Consider the following 25388-nt stretch of genomic DNA (forward strand, 5'->3'; position numbering starts at 1 on the left):
GCCGGTGCCTGTACGGGCGCGCACGGCTGCGGCCATGGCGACCCCGCCGACGCCCGCGCCACCGGCGCCGGCCCGGCCCGATGCGCCGCCGCGTGTGCGCACCGTCACCTTGTCCGTACCCGCGGCAAAGGCCGCGCCGCGCCGGGTGGCCGAGGTCGCCTGCACCGGGGCAAGCCCGCTGTCGCAGCAATATGTCGGAACCGGCCGCGGCGTTCGCTGCGGGCCGCAGACGGTGCCGCATGTGACCGAAATCGCCACCGCCGGCCCCGGGGCCACGATCTATGATCCCTCGCGCCTGCGCCCGGCGGCGCCGTATCTGTCGGCGGCCTATCCCGCGACACCGGTGCGGGTGGCGCCCAAACACGTCTATGCCGACCAGAAGGCCAGCACCGCCGGCATCTATGTGCCGCCCGGCTATGTTCCCGTCTGGGAGGATGACCGCCTGAACCCCCGCCGCGCGCATCAGACGCTGACGGGCAAGGCGCAGATGGACAGCACCTGGACTCGTACCGTTCCGCGGCAGTTGATTCCGGCCGATCCGGGGCCCGTGGTGGCGCGCGGCAACTCGCGGCTCTACCATGCTGCACCGCCCGCCCCGACGCCGGCCGCCGGTGTGGTCGTTTCGACCAGAGGCGCGGCGCCCGCAACGCAGGTTCAGGCCCAGCCCGAGCCGGCAGCAGCCGCGACACCGGCCAGCCATCGCTATGTGCAGCTTGGCGCCTTTACCGATCCGGATCATGCCCAACGCACCGCCCAGCAGATTGCCAACTCCGGCCTGCCGGCGCGGATGGGCGGGGTCACCCGCAACGGCAAGAGCTATACGCTGGTGCTGGCGGGGCCGTTCGAAACCCAGAAAGGGCTGGAAAGCGGCCTGCAACGGGTTCGCGGCATGGGCTTTGACCGGGCGGTGCTGCGCCGCTAGGGGCAGCACATCCCATCACCGCTTGTGCGGTCTGCAGTGGCCCCGGTCCGACATAGGCCGGGGCCTTTGCTTGTTCAATCAAGGGGTTCGTGCGCCTAGCTGCCGCAAATCCCCTGCAGGCGCAGCCAGTCGGCGTCGGGCATGACCGGCGCGGCGTCTTTCCCGGCCATCGGGTCTGCCTCGATCAGCGGCAGCGTGGCCTCGCCCGAGATGTCGAGGGCATAGGCATAGGGCGTGGCGCGCACCGCGGCGGTTGCAAACCGCGCCAGCAGGGTTTCGTTGTCCACCTCCAACGCCGGCCGGGTCAGGAGCTTTTCACCGTACCGCGTCAACGTGGCGTCATCCAGCGCGCCGGTCGTCAGCAACCGGAAGCTGGCCCAAAGCGGGCTTTGCCGCAGCAGGTCGGCCAGCGGGTCGTGCATTTCGCCGCGCAGTCGTTCAGCCACCAGAAAACCCGCCACGACGTCCGGGTCGTCGTAATCCTCGACCAGCGTGTGGTCGACCAGGATGGTGCCGCCGGGCAGGGTGACGGTGCCGCGCACGCCATCGCGCATGACGGTCAGGTGCCCTGGCCCGTCCGGCCCGGGAATGCGGCGCGCCAGCCGGTCCAGCGCGGCGCGGCCCTCGGGTGTCTGGCAGGGGGGGCCGGTGACACGCTGGATCTGGCGAAACAGCGCGGCGCCGATTTCGGCCCGCCGGACCTCGGGCACCACGGTGACCGCCTGTCCGCGCAGCGCCTGAGGTAACCATAATGTCGCCACAAGCAGCATGGCCGCCAGCACCGCCAGCGTGATCGTCAGCCGCAGCCGCCCGGGGCGCGGACGATTGCGTTCGACCGCCGAGCGCAGTGTTTCGATGGCGGCGATTATCTCGTCTTCGCGGGGGGCCAGTTCCAGCGTCTCGCCCGGGTCGCCGTCGGGATGATAGACCGCTGTTCCGGGGTCGGCCTCGGCCGACGTGGCAGCACGGGCGATGGCCGCCAGCGACCAGTGGGTCAGGGGATGTTCGCGCGTGTCGCTGATCACCAGCGTGGCATCGCCGATAGACACGATGACCTCGCGCCGCTGGGCCTCTGGCGAGGCCCGCCAGAGACCGGACGCTTCCAGTCGTTGATATTGCTCCAAGGCGGTCATGATGGGACCGGGGCCTGCTCTGCCTCTTTGATCTCAAGACTAGCACGGACCTACCGGCCCCGGCAATCGGCCATACCGGTCAGGGGGATATGGTGTCAGGCCTGTTTGGCGACGCGGCGCAGCTCGAATTTCTGAATCTTGCCGGTCGAGGTCTTTGGCAACTCCTGAAACAGCACCCGCTTGGGACACTTGAAGCCCGCAAGGTGCTGGCGCGCAAAGGCGATGATGTCCTCTTCGCTGGTCTCTGCGCCCTCTTTCAGCTCGACAAAGGCGCAAGGCACCTCGCCCCATTTCTCGTCCGGTTTGGCCACCACCGCGCACAACAGCACGGCGGGGTGTTTCATCAATACGCCCTCGATCTCGATCGAGCTGATGTTCTCGCCGCCCGAAATGATGATGTCCTTGGCCCGGTCGGCGATCCTGAGATAGCCGTCGGGATGCTGGATCGCGATGTCGCCGGAATGGAAATAGCCGCCGCGGAACGCCTCTTCGGTCGCTTGCGGGTTCTTCAGATATCCCTTCATGACCGAGTTTCCGCGGATCATGATCTCGCCCTGGGTGGTGCCATCCATCGGTATCTGGGTCATGCTTTCGGGTTCCAACGCGGTGATGTCCTCCATCATCGGCATCAGGACCCCGGTGCGCGCCTTGATGGCATAGCGTTCCTCGTCTGGCAGATTGTCCCAGCGGGGCTGCCACAGGCAATCGGTGACGTGGCCATAGGTTTCTGTCAGCCCATAGACTTGGGTGACGTTGAAACCCAGCGGCTCTATCGCGGCCAGTGTCGCGGCAGGCGGCGGCGCGCCGGCGGTAAAGACCTCGACCACGGAATCGAAGGTGCGGCGTTCGCTGTCCCTGGCGTTGACAATCATGTTCAGCACGATTGGGGCCGCGCCGAAATGGGTCACGCCGTCGTCTGCGATGGCGTCATAGATGTTCTTCGCGGAAATATCGCGGCAGCAGACGGTCGTGCCGCCCAGCATGGGAATGGTCCAGACGTGGTTCCAGTTGTTGCAGTGAAACAACGGTACGATGGTCAGGTAGCGCACGCCGCGCGGCAGCGGCCAGCTGACCGTCGTTCCCATCGTCATCAGATAGGCGCCACGGTGATGATAGACCACGCCCTTGGGCCGACCGGTGGTGCCCGAGGTATAGTTGAGCGCAAGGCTCTCCCATTCGTCCTGCGGCATGATCCAGTCGAAATCCGGATCGCCCGCATCAAGCAGGTCTTCGTAAAGCGTGTATTCGCCGCTGGCCTCTATCCCTGCCTCGGGGTCGGGGACTTCGATGATGCTGGGGGCGGGGCCTTCCATGCGGGAAATGGCCTCTTGCACCACGGGCAGAAAGGCACTGTCGACCAGCGCCGCCCTGGCGCCGCCATGGTCGAAGATATAAGCGATGGTTTCGGCCTCAAGCCGGATATTGATCGCGTTCAGCACGGCGCCGCAGGCGGGCACGCCGAAATGCGCCTCGGCATGGGCGGGAATGTTGGGCAGGATCGTGGCCACAACGTCACCCGGTTTCACCCCCAGTTGCACCAGCCCCGAGGCCAGGCGCGAACAGCGCGCGTGGTATTCGGCATAGGTCTTGCGAAAGCCGCCATAGACGAGCGCCTCGTCATCCGGGAACAGCCGCACCGCGCGGCGCAGATGTGACAACGGTGTCAGCGGCACGAAATTGGCCGCGTTCTTTTCAAGCCCGGTTTCGTCGCTCATCCAACCCATTCGGTGCCTCCCTCGCCGTCATGCCGGAACGGCAAATTTATTGCGCATCCCGCAGGCCAACGCAAAGGGTTTGATCCCGCCTTGGCCCTTTCCAAGCGGGCAGGGCATGGCATAGCCTTGCGGGCATGATAGTTTCGCCCGGCCGCAACCTTGTTTTCGTGCATATCCCCAAGACCGGCGGCACCTCGCTGGCGCTGGCGTATGAGGGGCGCGCGATGGCCGACGACATCCTGATCGGCGACACGCCCAAGGCGCGCAGGCGCAAGCATCGTCTGCGTGGCGTGGCGGCTGCGGGGCGGTTGTGGAAGCATTCGACCCTTGCCGATATCGACGGGCTGGTGACGGCGGATTTCATCATAGGCGCCTTTGTCGCCACGCTGGTGCGCAACCCCTGGGATAGGATGGTCAGCTATTACCACTGGCTGCGGGCGCAGGATTTCGACCATCCCGCGGTGCGCCTGGCAGGGGAGTGCGACTTTGGCGGCTTCCTGCGCGCCGCGCATACCCGCGAAACCATCGCCGCCAACCCCTATGGCCGCTACGTGACCGCCGCCGACGGGCGCGAGCATTGCCAGGCCTTCATCCGGCTGGAACATGTCGAGGAGGACGCCGCGCCCCTATGGGCGCATCTGGGCTTTCGGCTGGTGCTGCCGCGGGTCAATGCCTCTGACCGGGCGCGGGATTATCGCCGGTACTACTCGGACGAAACCGCCACCATTGTCGCTGACATCTGTGCCGCCGACATCGCCCGTTTCGGATATCGTTTCGGCTGAACCGACGCCAGCAAAGGCGCCTGCCCGGCGATGTGGCCGGGCAGGCGTTGGTTGATGTGCCCTCAGGCCGCGGCCTGTTCCGTGAACCGGGCATAGAAGGTCTCGCCCGACTGCGCCATGTCGCGCAGCAGTTCAGGCGCGGTAAAGCGCGGCCCGAACGCCGACGCCAGCGCGTCGCAGCGGCGGGCGGCCTCGTCCGGGCCGATAATGTCGAGCCAGGAAAACGGCCCGCCCGACCACGGCGCGAACCCCCAGCCCAGGATGGCGCCGACATCGCCCTCGCGGATGTCTTCCAGCACGCCATCCTCAAGCGCGCGCACGGCCTCCAGCACCTGGGCGAACATCAGCCGGTCCTGCACCTGCGCGAGCGGCGGTTGCTCGGCCGCGCGAGGGAAGTGGTCGGCAAGCCCGGGCCAATAGCCCTGCCGTTTGCCCTTTTCGTCATAGTCGTAAAAGCCCGCCCCGGCCTTGCGGCCCAGCCGGCCCTGACCCTCCATCCAGAAGATGACCTCGTCCACCGCCTCGTCGGGATAGTCCGCGCCCATCGCCGCCTTGGTGGCGCGGGCAATCCTTGCGCCCAGCTCGATCGAGGTTTCATCGACCAGTTGCAGCGGCCCCACCGGAAAGCCAAGCTGCCGCGCGGCGTTGTCGATCAGCGCCGGCGCCACGCCCTCGGCCACCATGCGCAGACCCTCGTTGATGTAAGGGATGATGCAGCGGTTGGCGTAGAAGAAGCGCGCGTCGTTCACCACGATCGGCGTCTTTCGGATCTGGCGGACGAAATCCAGCGCCTTGGCCACCGCGCGCGGGCCGGTTTCCCTGCCCTTGATGATCTCGACCAGCAGCATCTTTTCGACCGGCGAAAAGAAGTGGATGCCGATGAACTGGTCGGGCTTGTCGCTGGCCTTGGCCAGTTCGGTGATCGGCAGGGTCGAGGTGTTGGTGGCAAAGATGCAGTCGTCGCCCACCTGCGCCAGCGCCGCCTTGGTGACCTCGGCCTTGACTTTGGGGTCTTCGAACACCGCCTCGACGATCAGGTCGCAGCCGTTGAGCGCGGCGTAATCGGTGGTGGCGGTGATGCGCCCCAGTACCTGCGCCTTTTTCTCTTCGGTCGCCTTTCCGCGCTTGATGCCCTTGTCCATGTAGCCGGCGGTATAGGCCTTGCCCCGGTCGGCGGCGTCCTGGTTCTGGTCGATCAGCACCACCTCGATGCCGGCCTGCGCCGATACCAGCGTGATGCCCGCCCCCATCATGCCCGCGCCCAGAACGCCCATCTTGCGCACCTTCTGGTCAGGCTCGTCAGGCCGGTTGGCGCCTTTTTCCAGCGCCTCCTTGTTGATGAAGAGCGATCTGATCATCGCGCTGGATGAGGGGTTCATCAGCACGTTGGTGAACCAGCGCGCCTCGATCTTGAGCGCGGTGTCAAAGGGCACCATCGCGCCCTCATAGACCGCAGACAACAGCGCCTTGGCCGCCGGGAACGCGCCCTGCGTACGGACGTTGACCATCGCGCTGGCGCCGACGAATGTCATGAAACCGGCCGGGTGATAGGGCGCACCGCCGGGCATCTTGTACCTCTTTTCATCCCACGGTTTGACGATCTGCGGCTCGGACAGCACCCATTCTCGGGCCTTGTCCAGCAGTTCGTCCGCCGGCACGACCTCGTCCACCACGCCGGCGGATTTGGCCTTTTTCGGATCGTTCAGCTTGCCTTCCAGCAGCAGCGGCGCGGCTGCCATCGCGCCCATCTTGCGCACCAGCCGCGTGGTGCCGCCCATGCCCGGAAAGATGCCGACCATGATTTCGGGCAGGCCGATCTTGGCCCGCGGGTTGTCGGCGGCGAAGATGCGATGACAGGCCAGCGGGATTTCCAGCCCGATGCCCAGCGCCGTGCCCGGCAGGGCGGCGGCGATGGGTTTGCCGCCACGGTTCTTGTCGTCCATGCCGGCGCGCTCGATCTTGCGCAGGATGGCGTGGGTGCGCATCAGCCCCTCGAAGAGGCCGCGCGCGGGGTCGTCGCCGGCGCTTTCCTTCATCCGGGCGATGGCCTTCAGGTCCATCCCGCCGGCGAACGACCCTTCCTTGCCCGAGGTGATGACGATGCCCTTGACCGCGTCGTCGGCCAGCGCGTCGTCGATCAACGCCTCGAACTGCGGCCAGGCCTCCATCGTCATCACGTTCATCGACTTGCCCGGCGTGTCCCAGGTGATTACCGCGACGCCGTCGGCGCCTTTTTCCATCGTGAAATCGGTCATGTCTTTCATCTCCTGTCTGGCCGGCGTTAAACGCGCTCGATGATGGTCGCGGCACCCATGCCCGATGCGACGCAAAGCGTGGCAAGACCGGTGGCCTTGTCGGTGCGCTCCAGCTCGTCCAGCAGCGTGCCCAGGATCATCGCGCCGGTGGCGCCCAGCGGGTGGCCCATGGCGATGGCGCCGCCATTGACGTTGACCCGCGCCTGATCGACGTCGAAGGCCTGGCAGAACCGCAGCACCACGGCCGAGAACGCCTCGTTCACCTCGAACAGGTCGATGTCGGAAATCTCCATCCCGGCATCGGCCAGCGCTTTTCTGGTTGCCGGCACCGGGCCGGTCAGCATGATCGTGGGGTCGGTCCCGATCTTGGTGGTCTGGCGGATGCGGGCGCGGGGCTTGAGGCCCCAACGCTCGCCGAACGCCTTGCTGCCCACCAACACCCCGGCGGCGCCGTCGACGATGCCGCTGGAGTTGCCGGCGTGGTGGATGTGTTCGATGTGTTCCAGGTGCGGGTATTTCAGCTTGGCCACCGCGTCAAAGCCCGGCATCACCTCGCCCATCTCCTTGAAGCTGGGTTTCAGCGCGCCGAGACTTTGCATATCGGTCTCGGGGCGCATGTATTCGTCACGGTCGAGGATGGTCAGGCCGTTCACGTCGCGCACCGGAATGATCGACCTGGCAAAGCGGTTCTCGGCCCATGCCTGTGCCGCGCGCTGTTGCGACTGCACCGCCAGCGCATCGGCGTCGTCGCGCGAAATGCCGTATTCGGTGGCGATGATATCGGCGGAAATGCCCTGCGGGACGAAATAGGTCTTCATGGCAACCGAAGGGTCGACGGCGATCGCCGCCCCGTCCGAGCCCATAGGCACCCGGCCCATCATCTCGACCCCGCCGGCGATATAACCCTCGCCCGCGCCCGCGCGCACCTGGTTGGCGGCAAGGTTCACCGCCTCCAGCCCGGAGGCGCAGAAACGGTTGATGGCAAGGCCCGGTATCGTCTCGTCAAGGTCCGAGGCCAGCACCGCAGTGCGCGCAAGGCATCCGCCCTGTTCGCCGACCTGGGTGACGTTGCCCCAGATCACGTCCTCGACCGCGTGGCCCTCTATCCCGTTGCGGGACTTGAGCGCGTTGAGCACCTCGACGGACAGCCGCAGGCTGGTCACTTCGTGCAGGGCGCCGTCCTTGCGGCCCTTGCCGCGCGGCGTGCGCACGGCGTCATAGATATAGGCGTCGGTCATTTCGTCTCCTTTCCCGGTTCGCGGTCCGCCGGTGAACCCGGCATCAGCTCATAGGGGTGTTTCCAACCGTCCAGCCCCTCGATATTGGCCAGCCAGCGGTCGATATTGGTCCAGTCGGCGCGGTCAAATCCAAAGGGCTCGGGGTAGAACAGGTAGCCACAGCAGCTCAGGTCGGCGTTGGTCGGGCCATCGCCCACGATCCAGTCGCGCCCGGTCAGGTGCCCGTCCAGCACCCTGTAGGCGGATTTCAGGCGTCCCTGCAGAAAGGCGATCACCGGCTCGGGCCGCTTTTCGGGGGGCAGGAAATTCATCAGGAACCGGGCCATCCCGGCTTGGCTGGACAGCTTGTGATTGTCCCACAGCACCCAGCGCAGCACGTCGTAGCGTTCATTCGGGGCGCCGCCGAAATGGCCTGATTTCTCGGTCACATAGGCCTGGATCGCGCCCGACTGGCTGAGACGCCTGTCGCCATCGACCAGCACCGGCACCTCGCCCATCTCGTTGATTTCGTTGAGATAGCGTTCCTGCCGCGTCTCGCCGTTGAAGAAATCGACATAGATGGGCTCCCATTCGAGGCCCGAAAGCTGCAGTGCCAGCGCCGCCTTGTAGGCATTGCCGGATTCGCCAAAGCAGTAAAGTTTCATCGTCATATCCATCCTCCCGGGTGTGGCGCCCTTGTGGGCGCCGGTTTTCTGTCCTGGTCGCGGCGCCGGTCATGTGGCGCCGCTGATTGAATGTGTCGGACCGCCATAGCGGTTGCCGCCCAACCCCGTTCCCTAGCGCTTGCGCGCCTCGAGGTCGGAATTGAACAGCCGCAGGCGGTGTGTCAGCGATTCGTTGTCGGTGACGCTATCGAAATTCTCGAACAGGAACGACAGTGCCTCGCCCTCGTCCAGCCCGGCCTCGGACGCGAAGCGGCGCAGCCGGCGATAGCCGTCCTCGGTCATCGCCGCGTTGAAGCGACGCGTCAGGCGAAAGCGTTTGGGCATGTCTCTTCCTTTCAATAGGGCGGTGCCGGGCTGTCTCTGGTCAGAACAGCGCCTCATCGAGATCCATCACCGGGGCGGCGCCGCTTTCGATGCGGGCCAGGTGCATCGCGGTGGCCGGCAGGCGGCGGGCCATGTAATAGCGCCCGGTCGCCAGCTTGGCCTCATAGAACCCGGTGTCGGCCGCGCCCCCGTCCAACGCCGCACGGGCGGCCTTGGCCATCCGGGCCCACATCAGCCCCAGGCAGACATGGCCGAACAGATGCAGGAAATCATGGCTGCCCGCCAGCGCGGCGTTGGGGTTTTTCGTGCCGTTCTGCATGAAGAACATGCCGGCGGCCTGCAGGTCTTTTGACGCCTTCTTGAGCGGGTCGAGGAAATCGGCCTTCAGCGCCTCGTCATCCTCGTTTTCCTTCAGGAAATCCTTGACCATGTCAAAGAACGCCATGATGTGCTTGCCGCCGTCCGCGGCCAGCTTGCGGCCCACCAGGTCAAGCGCCTGTACGCCGTTCGCGCCCTCGTAGATCATGGCGATCCGGGCGTCGCGAACATACTGCGATACGCCCGATTCCTCGATATAGCCATGCCCGCCATAGACCTGCTGGGCAAGGACGGTCATGTCGAACCCCTCATCGGTCAGGAACCCCTTGATGACCGGGGTCAGCAGGCTGATCATTCCCTCGGCGTCCTCGTCGCCCATCCGCAGCGAGCGGTCGATCATCGCCGCCCCCCACAGCAGAAAGGCGCGCGCACCCTCGACAAAGCTCTTCTGGTCCAGCAGCATCCGGCGCACATCCGGGTGCACGATCAGCGGGTCCGCCGGCCCGTCGGGGTTTTCCGTCCCCGTCACGGCGCGGCCCTGCAGGCGTTCGCGCGCATAGACCAGCGCGTTCTGATAGGCCGCCTCGGCCTGTGCCAGTCCCTGCATCCCGACGCCCAGCCGAGCCTCGTTCATCATCGTGAACATCGCCCGCATGCCCTTGTGCTTTTCGCCCAACAGCCAGCCGGTGGCGCCGTCGTAATTCATCACGCAGGTGGCATTGCCGTGGATGCCCATCTTTTCCTCGATCTTGCTGCAACTCACGGCGTTGCGCTCGCCCAGGCTGCCGTCGTCGTTGACCAGGAACTTGGGGACGATGAACAGCGACACGCCCTTGATGCCCTCGGGCCCGCCCGGGATCCTGGCCAGGACCAGGTGCACGATGTTCTCGGTCAGGTCGTGTTCGCCGGCGGAGATAAAGATCTTCTGCCCCGTCAGCCGATAGCTGCCGTCGTCCGAGGGTTCGGCCCTGGTGCGCATCAGCCCCAGGTCGGTGCCGCAATGGGGCTCGGTCAGGTTCATGGTGCCGGTCCAGTCGCAGGACGCCATTTTCGGCACATAAGTGGCCTTTTGCGCATCGGTGCCGTGGGCAAGGATGGCCGTGGCGGCGCCGTGGGTCAGGCCCTGGTACATGGTGAAGGCTTGGTTCGCGGCCGAGAACATCTCGCCCACCGCGGTGTTCAGCAGCACCGGCATGGCCTGCCCGCCGTATTCCTCGGGCAGGTCAAGCGCCGTCCAGCCGCCGCCGCGCACCTCGTCGAACGCCGCCTTGAACCCCTCGGGCGTGCGCACCACGCCGTTTTCCAGCACGCAGCCCTGCGTGTCGCCCACCGGGTTCAGCGGCGCCACCACGTCGCGCGCCAGCTTGCCGGCCTCGTCGATCACGGCGGCGGTGAATTCGGGCTCCAGGTCGCCAAAACCGGGGATGTCCGAGGACGAGATATTCAGCAATTCGTGCAGCACGAATTGCAGGTCTTTCACGGGCGGGGTGTAGCTGGCCATTGGTGGTATCTCCTCATTCGGTGTCCGGGCCGGTCTGCCCGGTGGCTGTTTTGGAATTCCGGATCGACGCGATCATGCGTTCGCCCCATGACAACTGTTTGCGCAGATCGGCGATGGCGGCGTTCAGATCGTCGCGCTGGCGTTCGAGGCCCTGCAGCCGCGTGCGCGCCAGGTCGTATGTGCGGGTCAGCTGTGTCAGCTGTTCGTCGCCCTTGGCATAAAGATCCAGAAGCTGGCGGATATCCTCAAGGCTGAAACCGAACCGCTTGCCGCGCAGGATCAGCTTGAGCCGGGCGCGGTCGCGGCGGGTGAACAGACGTTTCTGACCTTCCCGGCGGGGAAACAGCAGTTCCTTGGATTCGTAGAACCGCAAGGTGCGGGGGGTGACGCCGAAGGTGTCGCACATCTCGCGTATGGTCATGGTGTCGTCGGTCTTGGGATCAGTCAAATCACGCCCTCCCCTGTGTCTGATCTGTGTATCTCTCTTCGGCGATACAACAGCCCTGGTGCTTTACGTATGTAGTACGTTGCGTCACTTTCATGATTTGACGTGATTTCATCGCGCGTCAAGCGCGCCGAGCCTTGCGAACGGCCCGTCTGGCTTCTTTCTCGTTGAAAATACCCAATGGCGCGGCGCTGCCGCCCGTGCATCCGGCGGGGGTATGTCAGCGTGCCCTCAGTCCGGGCTCAGCGATGCGGCGGCCTGGTCGCGGGTGTCCTTGAGTTCCGCCATCGCGTGTTCCAGCTCGTCGCGTTCGCGCTCCAGCTCTTCAAGCTTGCGGTCGGCCAGCTCGACCCAGCTTTTCATTTGCGCCTCGGTGTCTTCTTCCTCGTAGATCTGCAGCCACTGGCGGATTTCCTCCAGCGCGAACCCCCATCGCCGGCCGCGCATGATCAGCGTCATGCGCGCCACCTCGCGCGGGCCGTAGATTCGCGCCCTCCCGTCGCGTTCGGGGCTGAGCAGCTCGATATACTCGTAATAGCGCAGGGTGCGCGGCGTTACATCGAAACGCGCGCACATTTCCTTGAAGGTGAGACGGGTATCAGGCATCTCTGCGGTACTCTCTGACATCAAGTTAACCGCTTGCCTGACAGGGTCAACAGCCGCCCTTGCGGCCCATCGATGGATGCGGCACATAATAGCAGGTATCCGGCAGGCAAGAGGAACGGCATGGACGAAGACAGCAGCACAATCGCCCGACAGTTCTTCGATGCAGTCCCTCATGCTAAGGCGCTGGGAATGCAGGTGACCAGGATCGAGGACGGGCATGCCGAGATCGCCATGGACTATGACGAACGTTTTGTCGGCGACCCGGAAACCGGGGTGATCCACGGCGGCGCGGTTTCGGCGCTGATGGACACCTGCTGCGGCGCGGCGGCGCTGAGCCACCCGGACAGCGGCGGATCGACCGCCACCATCGACCTGCGGATCGACTACATGCGCCCGGCCACGCCGGGGCAGCGCATCCGCGCTGTCGCCGAATGCTTTCAAGTCACCCGCAGCGTGGCCTTCGTGCGTGGTCGTGCAATGGACGAGGACGATGACCGCCCCGTCGCTACCGCGACCGGCACCTTTGTCGCCGGAGACGCCTGATGACCCAGATGCAGCCCGAACCCGTGCAGGTGATCAAGCAACGCCGCGATGCAGCATTGAAGGCGCTTGTCGAGGGCGTGCCGTATAGCCGCTTTCTCGGCGTCGAATTCGACCGTCGCGGCGACGAGCTGACCGCGATCATGCGGTTCTCCGACAGCCTGATCGGCAATGCCGCCCTTTCGGCGCTGCATGGCGGCGCAACGGCGGCCTTCCTCGAAGTGTCGGCGATCATCGGACTCAGCTGGTCATTGCTCTGGGACGATATCGAGTGTGGCGCGCTGGACCCCGACGCGCTGGTGCGTGGCGATTTGCCGCGTCTGCCGCGCACGGTGTCCTTTACCGTCGACTACCTGCGTTCGGGTCTGCCGCGAGATGCCTATGCCCGCGCCCGGATCAACCGTTCGGGGCGGCGCTATGCCAGCGTGCATGTCGAGGCCTGGCAGGACAATCGCGCCCGTCCCTTTGCCCAGGCGACGGGGCATTTCGTGATGCCGCGCGGGGATGGCTGAACCGCCGGAGCGGGCGCTGACCCATTCCAAGGTGCTGCGCATCGCCGTACCGGTTGTGATCGCGAACATTACCGTGCCGCTGCTGGGCGTCGTGGATACCGGCGTGGTGGGCCAGATGGGCGCGGCCGCGCCGATCGGCGCGGTCGGCATGGGCGCGATGATCCTGACATCGGTCTACTGGATTTTCGGCTTTCTGCGGATGGGCACCACCGGGCTGACCAGCCAGGCCTGCGGCGCCGGCCAGACCGGAGAGGTCGCGGCGCTGCTGACCCGTGCGCTGATGATCGGCCTGGTCGCGGGCGCGGCCATGATCGTGCTGCAGGGGCCGATATTCTCTGCCGCCTTCGCCATCGCGCCGGCCAGCGCCGGCGTCAAGACGCTGGCGAGCGACTATATGGCCATCAGAATCTGGAGCGCGCCGGCAATGATCGCGCTTTACGGCGTGACCGGCTGGCTGATCGCGCAGGAACGCACCGCTGGGGTGCTGGTGGTGCAAGTGGCGATGAACGGGCTGAATGTGGGGCTCGACCTGTGGTTCGTGCTGGGGCTCGACTGGGGGGTAGAGGGCGTCGCCTGGGCCAGTTTTGCCGCCGAATGGACGGGACTGGCACTGGGGCTGTGGCTGTGCCGGGGCGCGTTCGCGGTGCCGGCCTGGCGCGACTGGGCGCGGGTCTTCGACACCGAAAAGCTGCGCCGCATGGCCGAGGTCAACCGCAACATCCTGCTGCGGTCGTTGATGCTGCAGGCGATCTTTGTGTCGTTCATGTTCGTCGGCAGCGGTCTTGGTGACGTGACGCTGGCCGCCAACCAGGTGCTGCTGCAGTTCCTGCACATCTCGGCCTACGGGCTGGACGGATTCGCCTTTGCCGCCGAGGCGCTGGTGGGCAATGCGGTGGGCCGGCGCGATGTCGTTGCCATGCGGCGCGGGGCACTGTTGGCCGGTGGCTGGGGGCTGGCGATCACCGCCGTGCTGGCGCTGGCATTCGCGGTCTTCGGCCCGGACATCGTCGCGCTGATGACCAACGCGCCCGAGGTGCGGGCGGCGGCGCAGGGCTATCTGGTCTATGTCGCGCTGGCGCCGTTGCTGGGGCTTGCGCCCTTCATGCTGGATGGCGTCTTTGTCGGCGCCACGCGGACGCGGGACATGCGCAACATGATGGCGCTCAGCCTGGCGGTCTATGCCGTGGCGGTGCTGGTGCTGTCGCCGAGCCTGGGCAATCACGGGCTGTGGCTGGCCCTGATGCTGAGCTTTGTCGCCCGTGCGGTGACGCTGGGCCTGCGCTATCCGGCGCTGGAACGTGCGGTGCGCCACGAGGATGGCGCGCCGAACTGACCGGATTTCGCGCCGGGGGTGGTCAATCCTCCGAGCGGGCGTAAAAGTCGGCGCGGCAGAATCATGGTGCCAGGAGAGCCAGGGAATGTCCGATCGTCCCATCCGCATAGCGATCAACGGTTTCGGCCGCATAGGCCGGACGCTTGTGCGCATTCTGCTGCGGCAGGCGAACGGGGTGATGTCGGGTGCCGCCCGGGGTTTTGAACTGGTAGCGATCAACGAGATCGAACCGATCGAAACCTGCGCCTACCTGTTTCAGTATGACAGCGTCTATGGCCCCTGGCCCGAAGAGGTGTCCGCCGGCGACGGCGTGCTGAAGGTCGGGGACCGCGCAATCCCCTTTCACGCCGCGCCGGATATCAGCACGCTTGACCTGTCGGGGGTGGATCTTGTGCTGGAATGCACCGGCATGGGCGGCGCCCGTGCCGTGGCTGAACGCGGTCTGGCTGCGGGCGCGGGGGCGGTGCTGGTCTCGGGCCCCTCGGCCGAGGCCGATATCACCCTGGTCATGGGCGCCAACGAGGACCGGCTGGCGGACGAGCGGATCGTATCGAACGCCTCATGCACCACCAACGCGCTGGCCCCGCTGGTGCGGCTGATCGACGACGCCTTTGGACTGGAAAGCGGGCAGATGACGACGGTGCATTGCTATACCGGCAGCCAGCCCACGGTCGACAAGCCCCGCGGCGCGCCCGAACGCAGCCGAGCAGCGGCGCTGTCGATGGTGCCCACCACCACCAGCGCCCAGGCACAGACCGGGCTGGTCCTGCCGCACCTGAAAGGCCGGATCGAGGCGCGCGCCATCCGGGTGCCCACCGCCAGCGTGTCGGCCATCGACCTGACGGTCGAGACCCGCAAGCCGGCCAGCGTCGACGCGGTGAATGCGGTGCTCAGGGCGGCGGCCGAGGGAGGGGGCGTATTCGGCTGGACCGAAAAGCCGCTGGTCAGCGCCGATCTGCGCGGGCGTCCCGAATCGGTGGTGATGGTCGGGCCGGAAACGTCGGTCTCGCGCGGGGGGCTGGTGCGGGTCTTCGGCTGGTATGACAACGAGTGGGGCTTTTCCTGCCGGATGCTGGACATGGCGCGGCTGATCGCGGGGCGCGGGCAGGGCTGAGGAACGGCCGGCAATGGCGGGTCGGGGCATGATCTGCCCCGGCCACGCGCCGACCGCCCCCCAGGGCGGCGCGTTCCGCGCCACCCGCGCCCGGCTTGTTCCCTTGGTTCCTCAGCTCTGGCACAACCGCTTGATGTTCGCGGCGTGCGCCGGGTCCGCGCCCAGCGTGTCGGCGGCCAGCTCGCGCGCCGTGTCCAGCAGGGTGTCAGGCTCGGCCACCAGGTCGAACAGCCCCCAGGCCAGCGCCGTTTCGGTGTCGATCTTGCGCCCTGCCATCAGGATCATCCTGGCCCTTGACGGGCCGACAAGGCGCACCAATCGCGCCGGGTCCGACGGCTGCGGCAGAAAGCCCAGCTTCATCACCGGATAGAACGCCTTGGCCCCCGGTACCGCGATGCGCAGGTCGCACGCCAGCACCATGCCCATCGCGCCGCCCGCCAACGTGCCGTTGAGCGCGGCAATCGTCAGCCCCGGCAGCCCCGCTATGGCGCCCGACAGCCGTTCCCACAGCGGGCTGATGGCCAGCCCGGCGCGCGCGGCCTCCAGGTCGGCGCCGGCGGAAAACACCTTGCCGGTCCCGGTCAGGACCAGCACGCGCGCCTCTGTCGCGGCCTCCGCGATGTCGGCCAGTTCGGCCAGCATGGCCTCGGTCAATGCGTTGGCCTTGTCGGGGCGATTCAGCGTGACGGTCCACAGCCCGCCGTCTTTTTCCAGTCGGATCATGCCAGTCCCACCTGTTTGCGGATCGCCGGGTCGCGCAGGCTGATCTCGGTTCCGATGAATTCGTCTGCGTCGGGGGTGCACATCCACACCAGGGTGCGCGCGGGCCATTCGGGGGGGATGTGTTCCTCCCAGTCGACCTGCGAGACCGGATTGACGCCGCTGGCCTTGATGACGCGCTGCATGTCGGTGGCCACCGTGCCGGGGCTGAGCCCCATCGCCCGGATGCCGTGCGTGCGCCCCTCCAGATCGGCGGCGCGGGTCAGCATTGCGGCGCCGGCCTTGGCGGCGCAATAGGCGCTCCACCCTTCCAGCGGGGCGTGCGCGGCGCCGGAACTGACGGTCAGCACGGTGCCGCCGCCGGCCGCCTTCATCACCGGCAAGGCCGCGCGCATGCCGTGAAAGACACCCTTGAGATTGACGTCGATGGCCTTGCCCCAACTATCGGGGTCGGCTGCGTCGATGGGGGAAATGGGGTCAATCATGCCCGCATTGCCCACCAGCACGTCGATCCCGCCAAAGGCCGATCTGCACGCCTCGACGGCTGCTGCCACCTCCCAGTAGCGGCTGACGTCGCAGGGGATGGCGATGGCGTCCTTGCCGATCTCGCCCGCCAGCGCCGCGATTGCATCGCCGTTGCGGGCGCTCAGCGCCACCCGCGCGCCGGCCTCGGCGAATGCGCGCGCCGCCGCCGCGCCGATGCCGCGGCTGGCGCCGGTAATCAATACCGTCTTGCCTGCCATCGATTGCGTCATGGTCATGTCGTTCCTTCCGTGTATTGCCGCGGCCATACTCACGCCCACGGCGCAAAAGGCAAGTATCCCTTGACCCGTCCGGCGCTAGCGGGGAAGCTGTCGGTGAATTCTGCAGAGGAAAGGTCTGGCATGTATATTTCTGACACCCGCGGTCCAGCGGCGGCCGCGCTGTGCGTTTTCCTCGGCGCACCCGCGGCCATGGCCGATGTCACCGCCGAACAGGTCTGGGCGGAGTGGCGCGATTACATGACCGATGCCGGTTATCAGGTGGATGCGCTTGATACGCGGTCGGGCGACACCCTGACTATCAGCGATCTGGTGATGTCGATGGCCGTCCCCGAGGATGACAGCACCGTCACCGTTTCGATGGGCGACATGGCCTTTGTCGACAAGGGCGACGGGACCGTCTCGATCGAGCTTCCCCAGGACATGCCGATCGGGATCACGGTGACCGGACCCGAGGGCAAGGAGGCCGACATCGGGCTGAACTACGCCACGCGCGGGCTGGCGGTGATCGTCTCGGGCGACCCCGGCGACATGAGCTATACCTATTCCGCCGCCAACCTGACGATGACGCTGGAAAGCCTGATGGTCGAGGGCAACCAGGTGGACATGGCCGAATTCGGCACCGTTCGGCTGGAGATCGACGATATCGCCGGCACGGCCCAGATGACGGTGGGCGATCTGCGCCAATCTTCGCAGAAGATCACCACCGGCGCGCTGAGCTATCTGGTCGATTTCAACGAACCCGATGGCGGAGACGGGCGCATGGTGGTGAAAGGCAGCGCCGACTCGATGGACTTCCGCGGCACGTTCAGCCTGCCGCCAGAGCTGGACGCCAGGCAGATGGTGCGGATGCTGGAAACCGGGTTTGCGTTTGACGGGAAATTCGCGATCGAGAACGGCGCGTCGGAGTTCGACTTCAAGGACGATGATGAAGTGGTGAAGGGCAGTACGCGCTCGGCCACGGTCGGGCTGCATATTGCGATGGGGCAGGACGGCATGTCCTACGGGGTGCAGTCGACGGACGTCGAGATGTCGACGGCCGGCAGCGACCTGCCGTTCCCGGTCGAGGTCGCGATGGCCGAAGCCGCTGTCGATATGAAGATGCCGCTGATGGCGAATGAGACGCCGCAGGCCTTTGATCTTGGATTGACGCTGGGCGATTTCACCGTGTCTGACATGCTGTGGGGCATTTTCGATCCTGCCGGTCAGTTGCCGCGCGATCCGGCGACCGTTGCCGTTGACCTGTCCGGCACCGTGCGGCTGTTGGCCAACCTGCTGGACCCCGAGCAGATGATGGCGGTTGATGCCGGCGAGGCCCCTCCGGGCGAGATCGAAACGCTCGACATCAAGGGGCTGACCCTGCGCGTGGCGGGGGCCGAGCTGACCGGCAAAGGCGGCTTTACCTTCAACAACGACGATCTTGTGACGTTCGAAGGGATGCCCGCCCCCGATGGCGAGGTGAACCTGATGCTGGTGGGCGGCAACGCGCTGCTCGACAAGCTGGTGGCGATGGGGCTGGTGCCCGAAGACCAGGCCGGCGGCATGCGTATGATGATGGGCCTTTTCGCCGTACCGGGCGACGGCGAGGATACGCTGGAGTCCAGGATCGAGGTCAAGCCTGACGGTCAGATCCTCGCCAACGGCCAGCGCATCAAGTAGATCGCGGGCGGGGCAGTCGCGCCCTTTCGGCCGCGCGGGCGATGTCCGCGCGGTCTTGCGCTCTGCCCTCTTGCGGTCTAGCCCGGATATTCAGGCAGGAAAGGCAGGCCATGAGCGAACCACTCGAGCATATCACCGAGGCGTTGATCTCTGCCGCGCTCAAAGCGGGGGCAGGGGCGGCTGACGCCATGGCCGTCGAGGGCCGGGCGCTGACCATCGGCGTGCGTTCCGGCACGCTGGAAGATGCCGAGCGCGCCGAGGGCACCGACATCGGCCTGCGGGTGCTGATCGGCGGGCGGCAGGCCTGCGTTTCGGCGTCCGATACGCGGCCCGAAACCATTGCCGCGCTGGCCGAACGGGCGGTGGCGATGGCGCGCGAGGCGCCCGAAGACCCCCATGCCGGTTTGGCCGAGCCGGAACAGACCGGCATCGGCTGTGACCTGGCCACGCTGGAGCTGGCCGACCCCGCGTCTGAACCCGCCCCCGCCGATCTGCAGCAGGCGGCGCTGGCCGCCGAGGCGGCGGCGCAGGCGGTGAAAGGGGTCAGCCAGGTACAGTCCGCAACCGCCGCCTGGTCGCGCCGCAGCATCCATATGGCTGCCAGCAACGGCTTTTCCGGCGTGATCGAACGGACCGACAGCGCCCTGTCATGCACAGCCATCGCCGGCAGCGGCACCGGCATGCAGCGCGACAGCGACGGCGATATGCGTATTTTCCGCACCGATCTGCGCGATGCGCGCGAGATCGGGCAACGGGCGGGCGAACGCGCTGTGGCCATGCTGGGCGCGAAAAAGCCGCCGACCGGGGCCTTTCCGGTCGTTTTCGATGAACGCGTTGCGGCGACGCTGATCGGGCATTTGCTGGCGGCGGCCAACGGCGCGTCCGTGGCGCGCGGCGTCTCATGGCTGCGTGGCCGGCTGGGCGAGGCGGTTCTGCCCGAGGCGCTGAGCCTGACCGAAGACCCCCACCGCCCGCGCGTCGGCGCCTCGCGCCCGTTTGACGCCGAGGGGTTGCCGACACGGACCCGCGCGCTGGTCGATGGCGGTGTGCTGACCGGCTGGCTGCTCGATTTATCCTCTGCCCGCCAGCTGGGGATGACGCCCACCGCCAATGCCCGGCGCGGGCCGTCGGCCCCGCCCAGCCCGGCGGCATGGAATGTGGCGCTGACCCAGGGCACGCAGAGCCGCGACGACCTGTTGCGCGAAATGGGCACCGGGCTGTTGATCACCTCGATGATAGGGTCGACCATCAACCCCAATACCGGCGACTATTCGCGCGGGGCGTCGGGTTTCTGGGTCGAGGGGGGCGAGATCGCCTATCCGGTCCAGGAATGCACCATCGCCGGCGGCCTGCCGGAAATGCTGCGAACGATCCAACCGGCAAATGACGCCAGGCCCTGGCTCAGCCGGGTCGTGCCGTCGCTTCTGGTCGAGGGGCTGACCCTTGCCGGCGACTGATCTGACTCTGCTGGTCGCGGCCGCCCACGCGGCGGGCGAGGTGGCGCTGCGCTTTGCCCGCGACGGCGCGAAAAGCTGGGAGAAGCCCGGCGGGCAAGGCCCCGTGACCGAGGCCGACATTGCGGTGAACGAGACGCTTGAACAGGCGCTGCGCGCCGCCCGGCCCGATTACGGCTGGCTGTCCGAAGAGACCGAGGACGATCCCGCCCGCCTGTCCGCCGACCGCGTCTTTATCATCGATCCCATCGACGGCACCCGCAGTTTCATGCAAGGGTCGGAACACTGGGCCCATTCCATCGCCGTGGCCGAGCACGGGCGCATCACCGCCGCGGTGGTGTTCCTGCCCAAACCGGGCAAGCTCTATGCCGCGGCGGCGGGGCAGGGGGCGACGCTGAACAACACCCCGCTGCGCGTCAGCCCGCGGGACGATCTGACCGGTGCCTCGGTCGTGCTGACGAAGCCGGCGCTGGCGCCGCAACACTGGCGCGCGGCGGTGCCGCAGGTCGAACGGGTCTACCGGCCTTCGCTGGCCTATCGGCTCAGCCTCGTGGCCGAGGGGCGGTTCGACGCGGTGCTGACGCTGCGAAAGTCGTGGGAATGGGATGTTGCGGCGGGCGAGCTGATCCTGCGCGAGGCGGGCGCCGCCACCTCTGACCGGCGCGGCGGCCTGCTGCGTTTCAACAACCCCGTGCCGCAAGTCGAGGGCGTGGTCGCCGCCAACCCGGTGCTGCATGCCCGCCTGACGGGGGCGCTGGCGCCCTAGCCGCGCAGGGCTTGTCTTTTCGTAACGGCGTCAATAATCCGAAATCTGCGGGGACAGGCCCCGCAAGACATCCCCTTTGGGTGGCGTTTTCTCATGGCCCGATCTGAAAATCCGACCGGCGCGTTGCTGATGATGGGATCGATGGCGGCCTTTACCATCAACGACACGATGATGAAGACGATGTCGGGTGAGGTGCCGCTTTTCCAGCTGCTGTTCCTGCGCGGCGTGCTGACGACGGTGCTGGTGGCGGTGATCGCGGCGCGCATGGGGGCGTTGCGTGCGCGCCCGACCCGGCGCGACTGGGGGCTGATCGGCTGGCGCGCGGTGGCCGAAACCGGCGCGGCGTATTTCTTTCTCACCGCGCTTTTCCACATGCCGCTGGCCAACGTCACCGCGATCCTGCAGACGATGCCGCTGACTGTCACCCTGGCGGCGTGGCTGTTCCTGCGCGAGCCGGTGGGCTGGCCACGTCTGCTGGCCATCGCGGTGGGCTTTGCCGGCGTGTTGCTGATCGTCCGGCCGGGGGCGGCGGATTTCAACAGCTATTCGATCTATGCCCTTGTGGCCGTCGGCTTTGCCACCCTGCGCGACCTCGTCACCCGGCGGATGTCGGCGGCGACGCCGTCGATACTGGTGACGCTGGTCACTTCTGCAGTGGTCATGGCGGCGTTCGGGCTGGCCGGGCTGGGTGGCGAATGGGTGGCGATGACCGGCCGCGAGATCGGACTGACGGCGGGGGCGGGGCTGATGATCATCGGCGCCTACCTGTTCGCCATCATGGTCATGCGTGTGGGCGAGATCAGCGTTGTCGCGCCGTTTCGCTATACCGGGCTGGTGTGGGCGCTGGTGCTGGGCTGGTCGGTCTTCGGCGACTGGCCCGATCTGCCGACGCTGATCGGCGCGGCGATCATTGCCGGCAGCGGGTTGTTCACCTTCTGGCGCGAATCCCGGTTGGCGCGCGCGGCGCGGATCGCCCGGGCGCCGCGGGTCAGGCCGCGGGGGATGTAGCGGCAAAAGGGACGCTGCGCCGGTTCGCGGCTTGTGCATTACCCCGTTGTGGCTGTTGACATCGATTCAGGATTCGGCCTATACGCCGCCCATCCCGGCCGTGGGAACTTTCCTGCGGGCCGATATCAGAACTGTAGTGGTCACGATCCGGGCCGGTTATGCGCCCCGATCCTCTGAGAGCCCACCGCGTCGTACCAGCAGGTAGCAGGGTGCGGATGCGGTCTTTGCGTTTTGCGGACGCGTGAAGCGCGCCTGACTGAAGTAACCCGCGCGGGGGGTGCCCCGGGCAGACACATGTGTTGAGAGATGGGGAACAATACCCGATGCCGACGATCCAGCAGCTGATCCGCAAGCCGCGTCAGCCCAAGACCAGAGCCCAGAAGTCCATGCACCTGCAGGGATGCCCGCAAAAGCGGGGCGTCTGCACGCGCGTTTACACCACCACGCCGAAAAAGCCGAACTCGGCCATGCGGAAGGTGGCCAAGGTGCGCCTGACCAACGGGTTCGAGGTGATCAGCTATATTCCGGGCGAGAGCCACAACCTGCAGGAGCACTCGGTCGTGCTGATCCGCGGGGGCCGCGTCAAGGACCTTCCGGGTGTGCGTTACCACATCCTGCGCGGCGTGCTCGATACCCAGGGTGTCAAGGACCGCAAGCAGCGGCGTTCGAAATACGGGGCGAAACGACCCAAGTAAGTTTCGGCCCGCCCCGGACGTGATCCGGGGCCTCGTCAAATCAAGAGGTCCCGGGCCGAGCCCGGGACGTATAAAAGAACAGAGCGAAGGATAAAGAGATGTCCCGCCGTCACGCCGCAGAAAAACGCGAAGTGCTGCCCGACGCCAAGTATGGCGACCGGGTGCTGACGAAATTCATGAACAACCTGATGATCGACGGCAAGAAGTCGGTCGCGGAAACGATCGTCTACAATGCGCTCGACCGGGTCGAGACCAAGGTCAAGCGCGCGCCCGTCGAGATATTTCACGAGGCGCTCGAGAACATCAAGCCGTCGGTCGAGGTCCGCTCGCGCCGGGTTGGTGGCGCCACCTACCAGGTGCCGGTCGAGGTTCGCCCCGAGCGCCGCGAGGCACTGGCGATCCGCTGGCTGATCAACGCCAGCCGCGCGCGCAACGAGAACACGATGGAAGAGCGCCTTGCCGGTGAACTGCTCGATGCCGTGAACAGCCGCGGCTCTGCCGTCAAGAAACGCGAAGACACCCACAAGATGGCCGAAGCCAACAAGGCCTTCAGCCACTACCGCTGGTAACCCCTCAGAGGCCCCGACAAAATGGCACGCGAATATTCCCTCGAACGCTACCGTAACTTCGGCATCATGGCGCATATTGATGCGGGCAAGACCACCATGACCGAACGGATCCTGTATTACACAGGCAAGAACCACAAGATCGGGGAAACCCACGACGGCGCTTCCACCATGGACTGGATGGAGCAGGAAGCCGAGCGCGGGATCACCATCACTTCCGCCGCCACCACAACCTTTTGGCAGCGGCAGGAAGACCCGACCCCCGAGGGGACGTCGGAGACCAAGACGCGCTTTAACATCATCGACACCCCCGGCCACGTCGACTTCACCATCGAGGTGGAACGTTCGCTGGCCGTGCTCGACGGGGCCGTGGCCCTGCTCGACGGCAATGCCGGGGTCGAGCCGCAGACCGAGACCGTCTGGCGCCAGGCTGACCGCTACAAGGTGCCGCGCCTCGTCTTCGTCAACAAGATGGACAAGATCGGCGCTGACTTCTTCAACTGCGTCGAAATGGTCAAGGACCGTACCGGCGGCACCCCGCTGCCCATCGCCCTGCCGATCGGCGCCGAGGACAAGCTCGAAGGCATCATCGACCTGGTCAAGATGGAAGAGTGGGTCTGGACCGGCGAAGATCTGGGCGCCTCCTGGGAGCGCCGCCCGGTCCGCGATGATCTTGTTGAGCTTGCCAACAAGTGGCGCGACAACCTGATCGAGCTGGCGGTCGAAATGGACGACACCGCCATGGAGGCCTATCTCGAGGGCGAAGAACCCGACGAGGCGACCCTGCGCAGCCTGATCCGCAAGGGCACCCTGTCGCTCCGCTTCTTCCCGATGCTGGCCGGTTCGGCGTTCAAGAACAAGGGCGTGCAGCCGCTGCTGAACGCGGTGGTGGATTATCTGCCCGGCCCTAAGGACGTGCCGACGCTGATGGGCTTTTCGCCCGACGACGAAACCGAAACCCGCGACAAGCCGCGCGAAGCCGATGACAACGCACCGTTCTCGGCGCTGGCGTTCAAGATCATGAACGACCCGTTTGTCGGCTCGCTGACCTTTACCCGGATCTACTCGGGCAAGATCAACAAGGGCGACGGCATCCTCAATTCGACCAAGGGCAAGAAAGAGCGCATTGGCCGGATGATGATCATGCACGCGATTGACCGCCAGGAGATCGAAGAGGCCTATGCCGGCGACATCATCGCGCTGGCCGGTCTCAAGGATACCACCACGGGCGATACGCTTTGCGCGGTCAATGATCCGGTGGTTCTGGAAACCATGACCTTCCCCGATCCGGTGATCGAGATCGCGGTCGAGCCCAAGACCAAGGCCGACCAGGAAAAAATGGGCCAGGGTCTGGCGCGGCTTGCGGCCGAGGATCCCTCGTTCCGGGTCGAGACCGATCTCGAATCCGGTCAGACGATCATGAAGGGCATGGGCGAACTGCACCTCGACATCCTGGTTGACCGCCTCAAGCGCGAATTCAAGGTCGAGGCCAATATCGGTGCGCCGCAGGTGGCCTATCGGGAAACCATCGGCCACGAGATCGAGCACACCTATACCCACAAGAAGCAGACCGGTGGTTCGGGTCAGTTCGCCGAGGTGAAGATGATCATCTCGCCGACCGAGCCGGGCGAAGGTTACAGCTTTGAGTCCCGCGTCGTTGGCGGTTCGGTGCCGAAGGAATACATCCCCGGCGTCCAGAAGGGCATCGAGAGCGTGATGGACAGCGGCCCGCTGGCCGGCTTCCCGGTCATCGACTTCAAGGTCGCGCTGATCGACGGCAAGTTCCACGACGTCGACAGCTCGGTCATGGCGTTCGAGATCGCCGGGCGGATGTGCATGCGCGAAGGTCTCAAAAAGGCCGGCGCCAAGCTGCTGGAACCGATCATGAAGGTCGAAGTGGTCACGCCGGAAGAATACACCGGTTCGATCATCGGCGACCTGACCAGCCGCCGTGGCCAGGTCTCGGGGCAGGAGCCCCGCGGCAATGCCATCGCCATCAGCGCATTCGTGCCGCTGGCCAACATGTTCGGCTACATCAACACGTTGCGTTCGATGTCGTCGGGTCGTGCCCAGTTCACGATGCAGTTCGACCACTACGATCCGGTACCGCACAACATCTCGGAAGAAATCCAGGCGAAATACGCTTGACGGGATGCCGGGCTGAGGCCCGGCCTACCCACCACCCGTAGGCCGGGCCTCAGCCCGGCATCCGACAGACAAGGAGGCCATCATGGCAAAGGAAAAGTTTGACCGCTCGAAACCGCACGTGAACATCGGCACGATCGGGCATGTTGACCACGGCAAGACGACGCTGACGGCGGCGATCACCAAGCAGTTTGGTGAGTTCAAGGCGTAT

Annotated in this window: 25 protein-coding genes; 14 read left to right on the top strand and 11 right to left on the bottom strand. The window is 66.1% G+C overall.

Annotated elements, in window-relative coordinates; genetic code table 11:
- On the top strand, positions 1-922 hold a 922-nt coding region (locus DL899_RS16925), incomplete at its 5' end, for an SPOR domain-containing protein (RefSeq protein ID WP_204355342.1).
- A 95-nt stretch (positions 923-1017) separates the two neighbouring features.
- On the opposite strand, the gene DL899_RS16930 is transcribed toward DL899_RS16925, so the two are convergent.
- Together DL899_RS16930 and DL899_RS16935 are read right to left on the bottom strand one after the other, a co-directional pair.
- The gene (locus DL899_RS16930; RefSeq protein WP_111735538.1) at positions 1018-2055 is read right to left on the bottom strand and encodes a M48 family metalloprotease; all 1038 of its coding nucleotides are present in this window, start codon (positions 2053-2055) and stop codon (positions 1018-1020) included.
- Positions 2056-2150: 95 nt separating this feature from the next.
- The gene (locus DL899_RS16935) at positions 2151-3779 is read right to left on the bottom strand and encodes an AMP-binding protein (RefSeq protein ID WP_111735539.1); all 1629 of its coding nucleotides are present in this window, start codon (positions 3777-3779) and stop codon (positions 2151-2153) included.
- A gap of 125 nt (positions 3780-3904) precedes the next feature.
- Here DL899_RS16935 and DL899_RS16940 point away from each other — a divergent pair, with 125 nt between their 5' ends.
- Positions 3905-4552: a sulfotransferase family protein gene (locus DL899_RS16940; RefSeq protein ID WP_111735540.1), complete on the top strand. Its 648-nt coding sequence runs from the start codon at positions 3905-3907 to the stop codon at positions 4550-4552.
- Positions 4553-4614: 62 nt separating this feature from the next.
- On the opposite strand, the gene DL899_RS16945 is transcribed toward DL899_RS16940, so the two are convergent.
- The 7 genes from DL899_RS16945 to DL899_RS16975 all read right to left on the bottom strand — a co-directional run bounded on the left by DL899_RS16945 (position 4615) and on the right by DL899_RS16975 (position 11904).
- Complete coding sequence (locus DL899_RS16945; RefSeq protein WP_111735559.1) at positions 4615-6807, bottom strand: 3-hydroxyacyl-CoA dehydrogenase NAD-binding domain-containing protein; 2193 nt, start codon at positions 6805-6807, stop codon at positions 4615-4617.
- Between the two features lie 26 nt (positions 6808-6833).
- Positions 6834-8045 (bottom strand): acetyl-CoA C-acetyltransferase, encoded by a 1212-nt coding sequence (locus DL899_RS16950; protein ID WP_111735541.1) that lies wholly within the window; start codon positions 8043-8045, stop codon positions 6834-6836.
- Positions 8042-8695 (bottom strand): glutathione S-transferase family protein, encoded by a 654-nt coding sequence (locus DL899_RS16955; RefSeq protein ID WP_111735542.1) that lies wholly within the window; start codon positions 8693-8695, stop codon positions 8042-8044. Before DL899_RS16955 ends, DL899_RS16950 begins: the two co-directional genes overlap by 4 nt.
- A gap of 126 nt (positions 8696-8821) precedes the next feature.
- Positions 8822-9034 carry a hypothetical protein gene (locus DL899_RS16960; RefSeq protein ID WP_111735543.1) on the bottom strand — a complete coding sequence of 71 codons (213 nt, stop codon included), beginning with the start codon at positions 9032-9034 and terminating at the stop codon, positions 8822-8824.
- A gap of 40 nt (positions 9035-9074) precedes the next feature.
- On the bottom strand, positions 9075-10853 hold the full coding sequence (locus tag DL899_RS16965; RefSeq protein ID WP_111735544.1) for an acyl-CoA dehydrogenase C-terminal domain-containing protein: 1779 nt from the start codon (positions 10851-10853) through the stop codon (positions 9075-9077).
- Between the two features lie 13 nt (positions 10854-10866).
- A complete protein-coding gene (locus DL899_RS16970; protein WP_111735560.1) occupies positions 10867-11274 on the bottom strand; it encodes a MerR family transcriptional regulator in 408 nt (135 codons plus the stop codon).
- Positions 11275-11529: 255 nt separating this feature from the next.
- Positions 11530-11904, bottom strand: coding sequence for a MerR family DNA-binding protein (locus tag DL899_RS16975; RefSeq protein WP_111735545.1), 375 nt, complete (start codon positions 11902-11904; stop codon positions 11530-11532).
- 120 nt (positions 11905-12024) lie between these two features.
- On the opposite strand from DL899_RS16975, the gene DL899_RS16980 reads away from it, so the two are divergent.
- The 4 genes from DL899_RS16980 (at position 12025) to DL899_RS16995 (ending at position 15403) form a co-directional block, all read left to right on the top strand.
- On the top strand, positions 12025-12447 hold the full coding sequence (locus DL899_RS16980; protein WP_111735546.1) for a PaaI family thioesterase: 423 nt from the start codon (positions 12025-12027) through the stop codon (positions 12445-12447).
- Complete coding sequence (locus DL899_RS16985) at positions 12447-12956, top strand: PaaI family thioesterase (RefSeq protein WP_111735547.1); 510 nt, start codon at positions 12447-12449, stop codon at positions 12954-12956. Before DL899_RS16980 ends, DL899_RS16985 begins: the two co-directional genes overlap by 1 nt.
- On the top strand, positions 12949-14289 hold the full coding sequence (locus tag DL899_RS16990; protein ID WP_111735548.1) for an MATE family efflux transporter: 1341 nt from the start codon (positions 12949-12951) through the stop codon (positions 14287-14289). The genes DL899_RS16985 and DL899_RS16990 overlap by 8 nt, the downstream gene beginning before the upstream one ends.
- A gap of 85 nt (positions 14290-14374) precedes the next feature.
- The gene (locus DL899_RS16995) at positions 14375-15403 is read left to right on the top strand and encodes a type I glyceraldehyde-3-phosphate dehydrogenase (RefSeq protein ID WP_111735549.1); all 1029 of its coding nucleotides are present in this window, start codon (positions 14375-14377) and stop codon (positions 15401-15403) included.
- A gap of 111 nt (positions 15404-15514) precedes the next feature.
- Here the strand turns inward: DL899_RS16995 and DL899_RS17000 are convergent, their stop codons facing one another.
- Both DL899_RS17000 and DL899_RS17005 read right to left on the bottom strand, forming a co-directional pair.
- Positions 15515-16126 (bottom strand): enoyl-CoA hydratase/isomerase family protein, encoded by a 612-nt coding sequence (locus DL899_RS17000; RefSeq protein ID WP_111735550.1) that lies wholly within the window; start codon positions 16124-16126, stop codon positions 15515-15517.
- Positions 16123-16884, bottom strand: coding sequence for an SDR family oxidoreductase (locus tag DL899_RS17005; protein WP_111735551.1), 762 nt, complete (start codon positions 16882-16884; stop codon positions 16123-16125). The genes DL899_RS17000 and DL899_RS17005 overlap by 4 nt, the downstream gene beginning before the upstream one ends.
- Positions 16885-17007: 123 nt before the next feature.
- Between DL899_RS17005 and DL899_RS17010 the strand changes: the two genes are divergently transcribed.
- The 8 genes from DL899_RS17010 to DL899_RS17045 all read left to right on the top strand — a co-directional run.
- Positions 17008-18543, top strand: coding sequence for a DUF2125 domain-containing protein (locus DL899_RS17010; RefSeq protein WP_111735552.1), 1536 nt, complete (start codon positions 17008-17010; stop codon positions 18541-18543).
- A gap of 110 nt (positions 18544-18653) precedes the next feature.
- Positions 18654-20000 (top strand): TldD/PmbA family protein, encoded by a 1347-nt coding sequence (locus DL899_RS17015; RefSeq protein ID WP_111735553.1) that lies wholly within the window; start codon positions 18654-18656, stop codon positions 19998-20000.
- Complete coding sequence (locus DL899_RS17020) at positions 19987-20763, top strand: inositol monophosphatase family protein (RefSeq protein WP_111735554.1); 777 nt, start codon at positions 19987-19989, stop codon at positions 20761-20763. The genes DL899_RS17015 and DL899_RS17020 overlap by 14 nt, the downstream gene beginning before the upstream one ends.
- 93 nt (positions 20764-20856) lie before the next feature.
- Positions 20857-21771 (top strand): DMT family transporter, encoded by a 915-nt coding sequence (locus DL899_RS17025; RefSeq protein ID WP_111735555.1) that lies wholly within the window; start codon positions 20857-20859, stop codon positions 21769-21771.
- A gap of 323 nt (positions 21772-22094) precedes the next feature.
- The gene (gene rpsL / locus DL899_RS17030; RefSeq protein WP_111735556.1) at positions 22095-22466 is read left to right on the top strand and encodes a 30S ribosomal protein S12; all 372 of its coding nucleotides are present in this window, start codon (positions 22095-22097) and stop codon (positions 22464-22466) included.
- A gap of 98 nt (positions 22467-22564) precedes the next feature.
- Positions 22565-23035, top strand: a complete 471-nt coding sequence (gene rpsG, locus DL899_RS17035; protein WP_111735557.1) for a 30S ribosomal protein S7 — start codon at positions 22565-22567, stop codon at positions 23033-23035.
- A gap of 21 nt (positions 23036-23056) precedes the next feature.
- Entirely contained in the window at positions 23057-25180 is a 2124-nt protein-coding gene (gene fusA / locus DL899_RS17040; RefSeq protein ID WP_111735558.1) for an elongation factor G, read from the top strand.
- A gap of 82 nt (positions 25181-25262) precedes the next feature.
- Positions 25263-25388 (top strand): GTP-binding protein (locus tag DL899_RS17045; protein ID WP_239494700.1); only part of this gene is annotated, 126 nt, incomplete at its 3' end.

Source organism: Roseovarius amoyensis (genome assembly GCF_003260265.1).
GTDB lineage: Bacteria > Pseudomonadota > Alphaproteobacteria > Rhodobacterales > Rhodobacteraceae > Roseovarius > Roseovarius amoyensis.

Excerpts from the sequence above, each read along its gene's own strand:
- DL899_RS16970 (WP_111735560.1), bottom strand. The coding sequence starts at position 11,274 with ATGACCATACGCGAGATGTGCGACACCTTCGGCGTCACCCCCCGCACC.
- DL899_RS16945 (WP_111735559.1), bottom strand. The coding sequence starts at position 6,807 with ATGACCGATTTCACGATGGAAAAAGGCGCCGACGGCGTCGCGGTAATC.
- DL899_RS16990 (WP_111735548.1), top strand. The coding sequence starts at position 12,949 with ATGGCTGAACCGCCGGAGCGGGCGCTGACCCATTCCAAGGTGCTGCGC.
- rpsG (WP_111735557.1), top strand. The coding sequence starts at position 22,565 with ATGTCCCGCCGTCACGCCGCAGAAAAACGCGAAGTGCTGCCCGACGCC.
- DL899_RS16980 (WP_111735546.1), top strand. The coding sequence starts at position 12,025 with ATGGACGAAGACAGCAGCACAATCGCCCGACAGTTCTTCGATGCAGTC.
- DL899_RS16955 (WP_111735542.1), bottom strand. The coding sequence starts at position 8,695 with ATGACGATGAAACTTTACTGCTTTGGCGAATCCGGCAATGCCTACAAG.
- DL899_RS17025 (WP_111735555.1), top strand. The coding sequence starts at position 20,857 with ATGGCCCGATCTGAAAATCCGACCGGCGCGTTGCTGATGATGGGATCG.
- DL899_RS16960 (WP_111735543.1), bottom strand. The coding sequence starts at position 9,034 with ATGCCCAAACGCTTTCGCCTGACGCGTCGCTTCAACGCGGCGATGACC.
- fusA (WP_111735558.1), top strand. The coding sequence starts at position 23,057 with ATGGCACGCGAATATTCCCTCGAACGCTACCGTAACTTCGGCATCATG.
- rpsL (WP_111735556.1), top strand. The coding sequence starts at position 22,095 with ATGCCGACGATCCAGCAGCTGATCCGCAAGCCGCGTCAGCCCAAGACC.
- DL899_RS17010 (WP_111735552.1), top strand. The coding sequence starts at position 17,008 with ATGTATATTTCTGACACCCGCGGTCCAGCGGCGGCCGCGCTGTGCGTT.
- DL899_RS16930 (WP_111735538.1), bottom strand. The coding sequence starts at position 2,055 with ATGACCGCCTTGGAGCAATATCAACGACTGGAAGCGTCCGGTCTCTGG.
- DL899_RS16935 (WP_111735539.1), bottom strand. The coding sequence starts at position 3,779 with ATGGGTTGGATGAGCGACGAAACCGGGCTTGAAAAGAACGCGGCCAAT.
- DL899_RS17015 (WP_111735553.1), top strand. The coding sequence starts at position 18,654 with ATGAGCGAACCACTCGAGCATATCACCGAGGCGTTGATCTCTGCCGCG.
- DL899_RS16985 (WP_111735547.1), top strand. The coding sequence starts at position 12,447 with ATGACCCAGATGCAGCCCGAACCCGTGCAGGTGATCAAGCAACGCCGC.
- DL899_RS16950 (WP_111735541.1), bottom strand. The coding sequence starts at position 8,045 with ATGACCGACGCCTATATCTATGACGCCGTGCGCACGCCGCGCGGCAAG.
- DL899_RS16940 (WP_111735540.1), top strand. The coding sequence starts at position 3,905 with ATGATAGTTTCGCCCGGCCGCAACCTTGTTTTCGTGCATATCCCCAAG.
- DL899_RS16965 (WP_111735544.1), bottom strand. The coding sequence starts at position 10,853 with ATGGCCAGCTACACCCCGCCCGTGAAAGACCTGCAATTCGTGCTGCAC.
- DL899_RS17000 (WP_111735550.1), bottom strand. The coding sequence starts at position 16,126 with ATGATCCGACTGGAAAAAGACGGCGGGCTGTGGACCGTCACGCTGAAT.
- DL899_RS16995 (WP_111735549.1), top strand. The coding sequence starts at position 14,375 with ATGTCCGATCGTCCCATCCGCATAGCGATCAACGGTTTCGGCCGCATA.
- DL899_RS17005 (WP_111735551.1), bottom strand. The coding sequence starts at position 16,884 with ATGACCATGACGCAATCGATGGCAGGCAAGACGGTATTGATTACCGGC.
- DL899_RS16975 (WP_111735545.1), bottom strand. The coding sequence starts at position 11,904 with ATGCCTGATACCCGTCTCACCTTCAAGGAAATGTGCGCGCGTTTCGAT.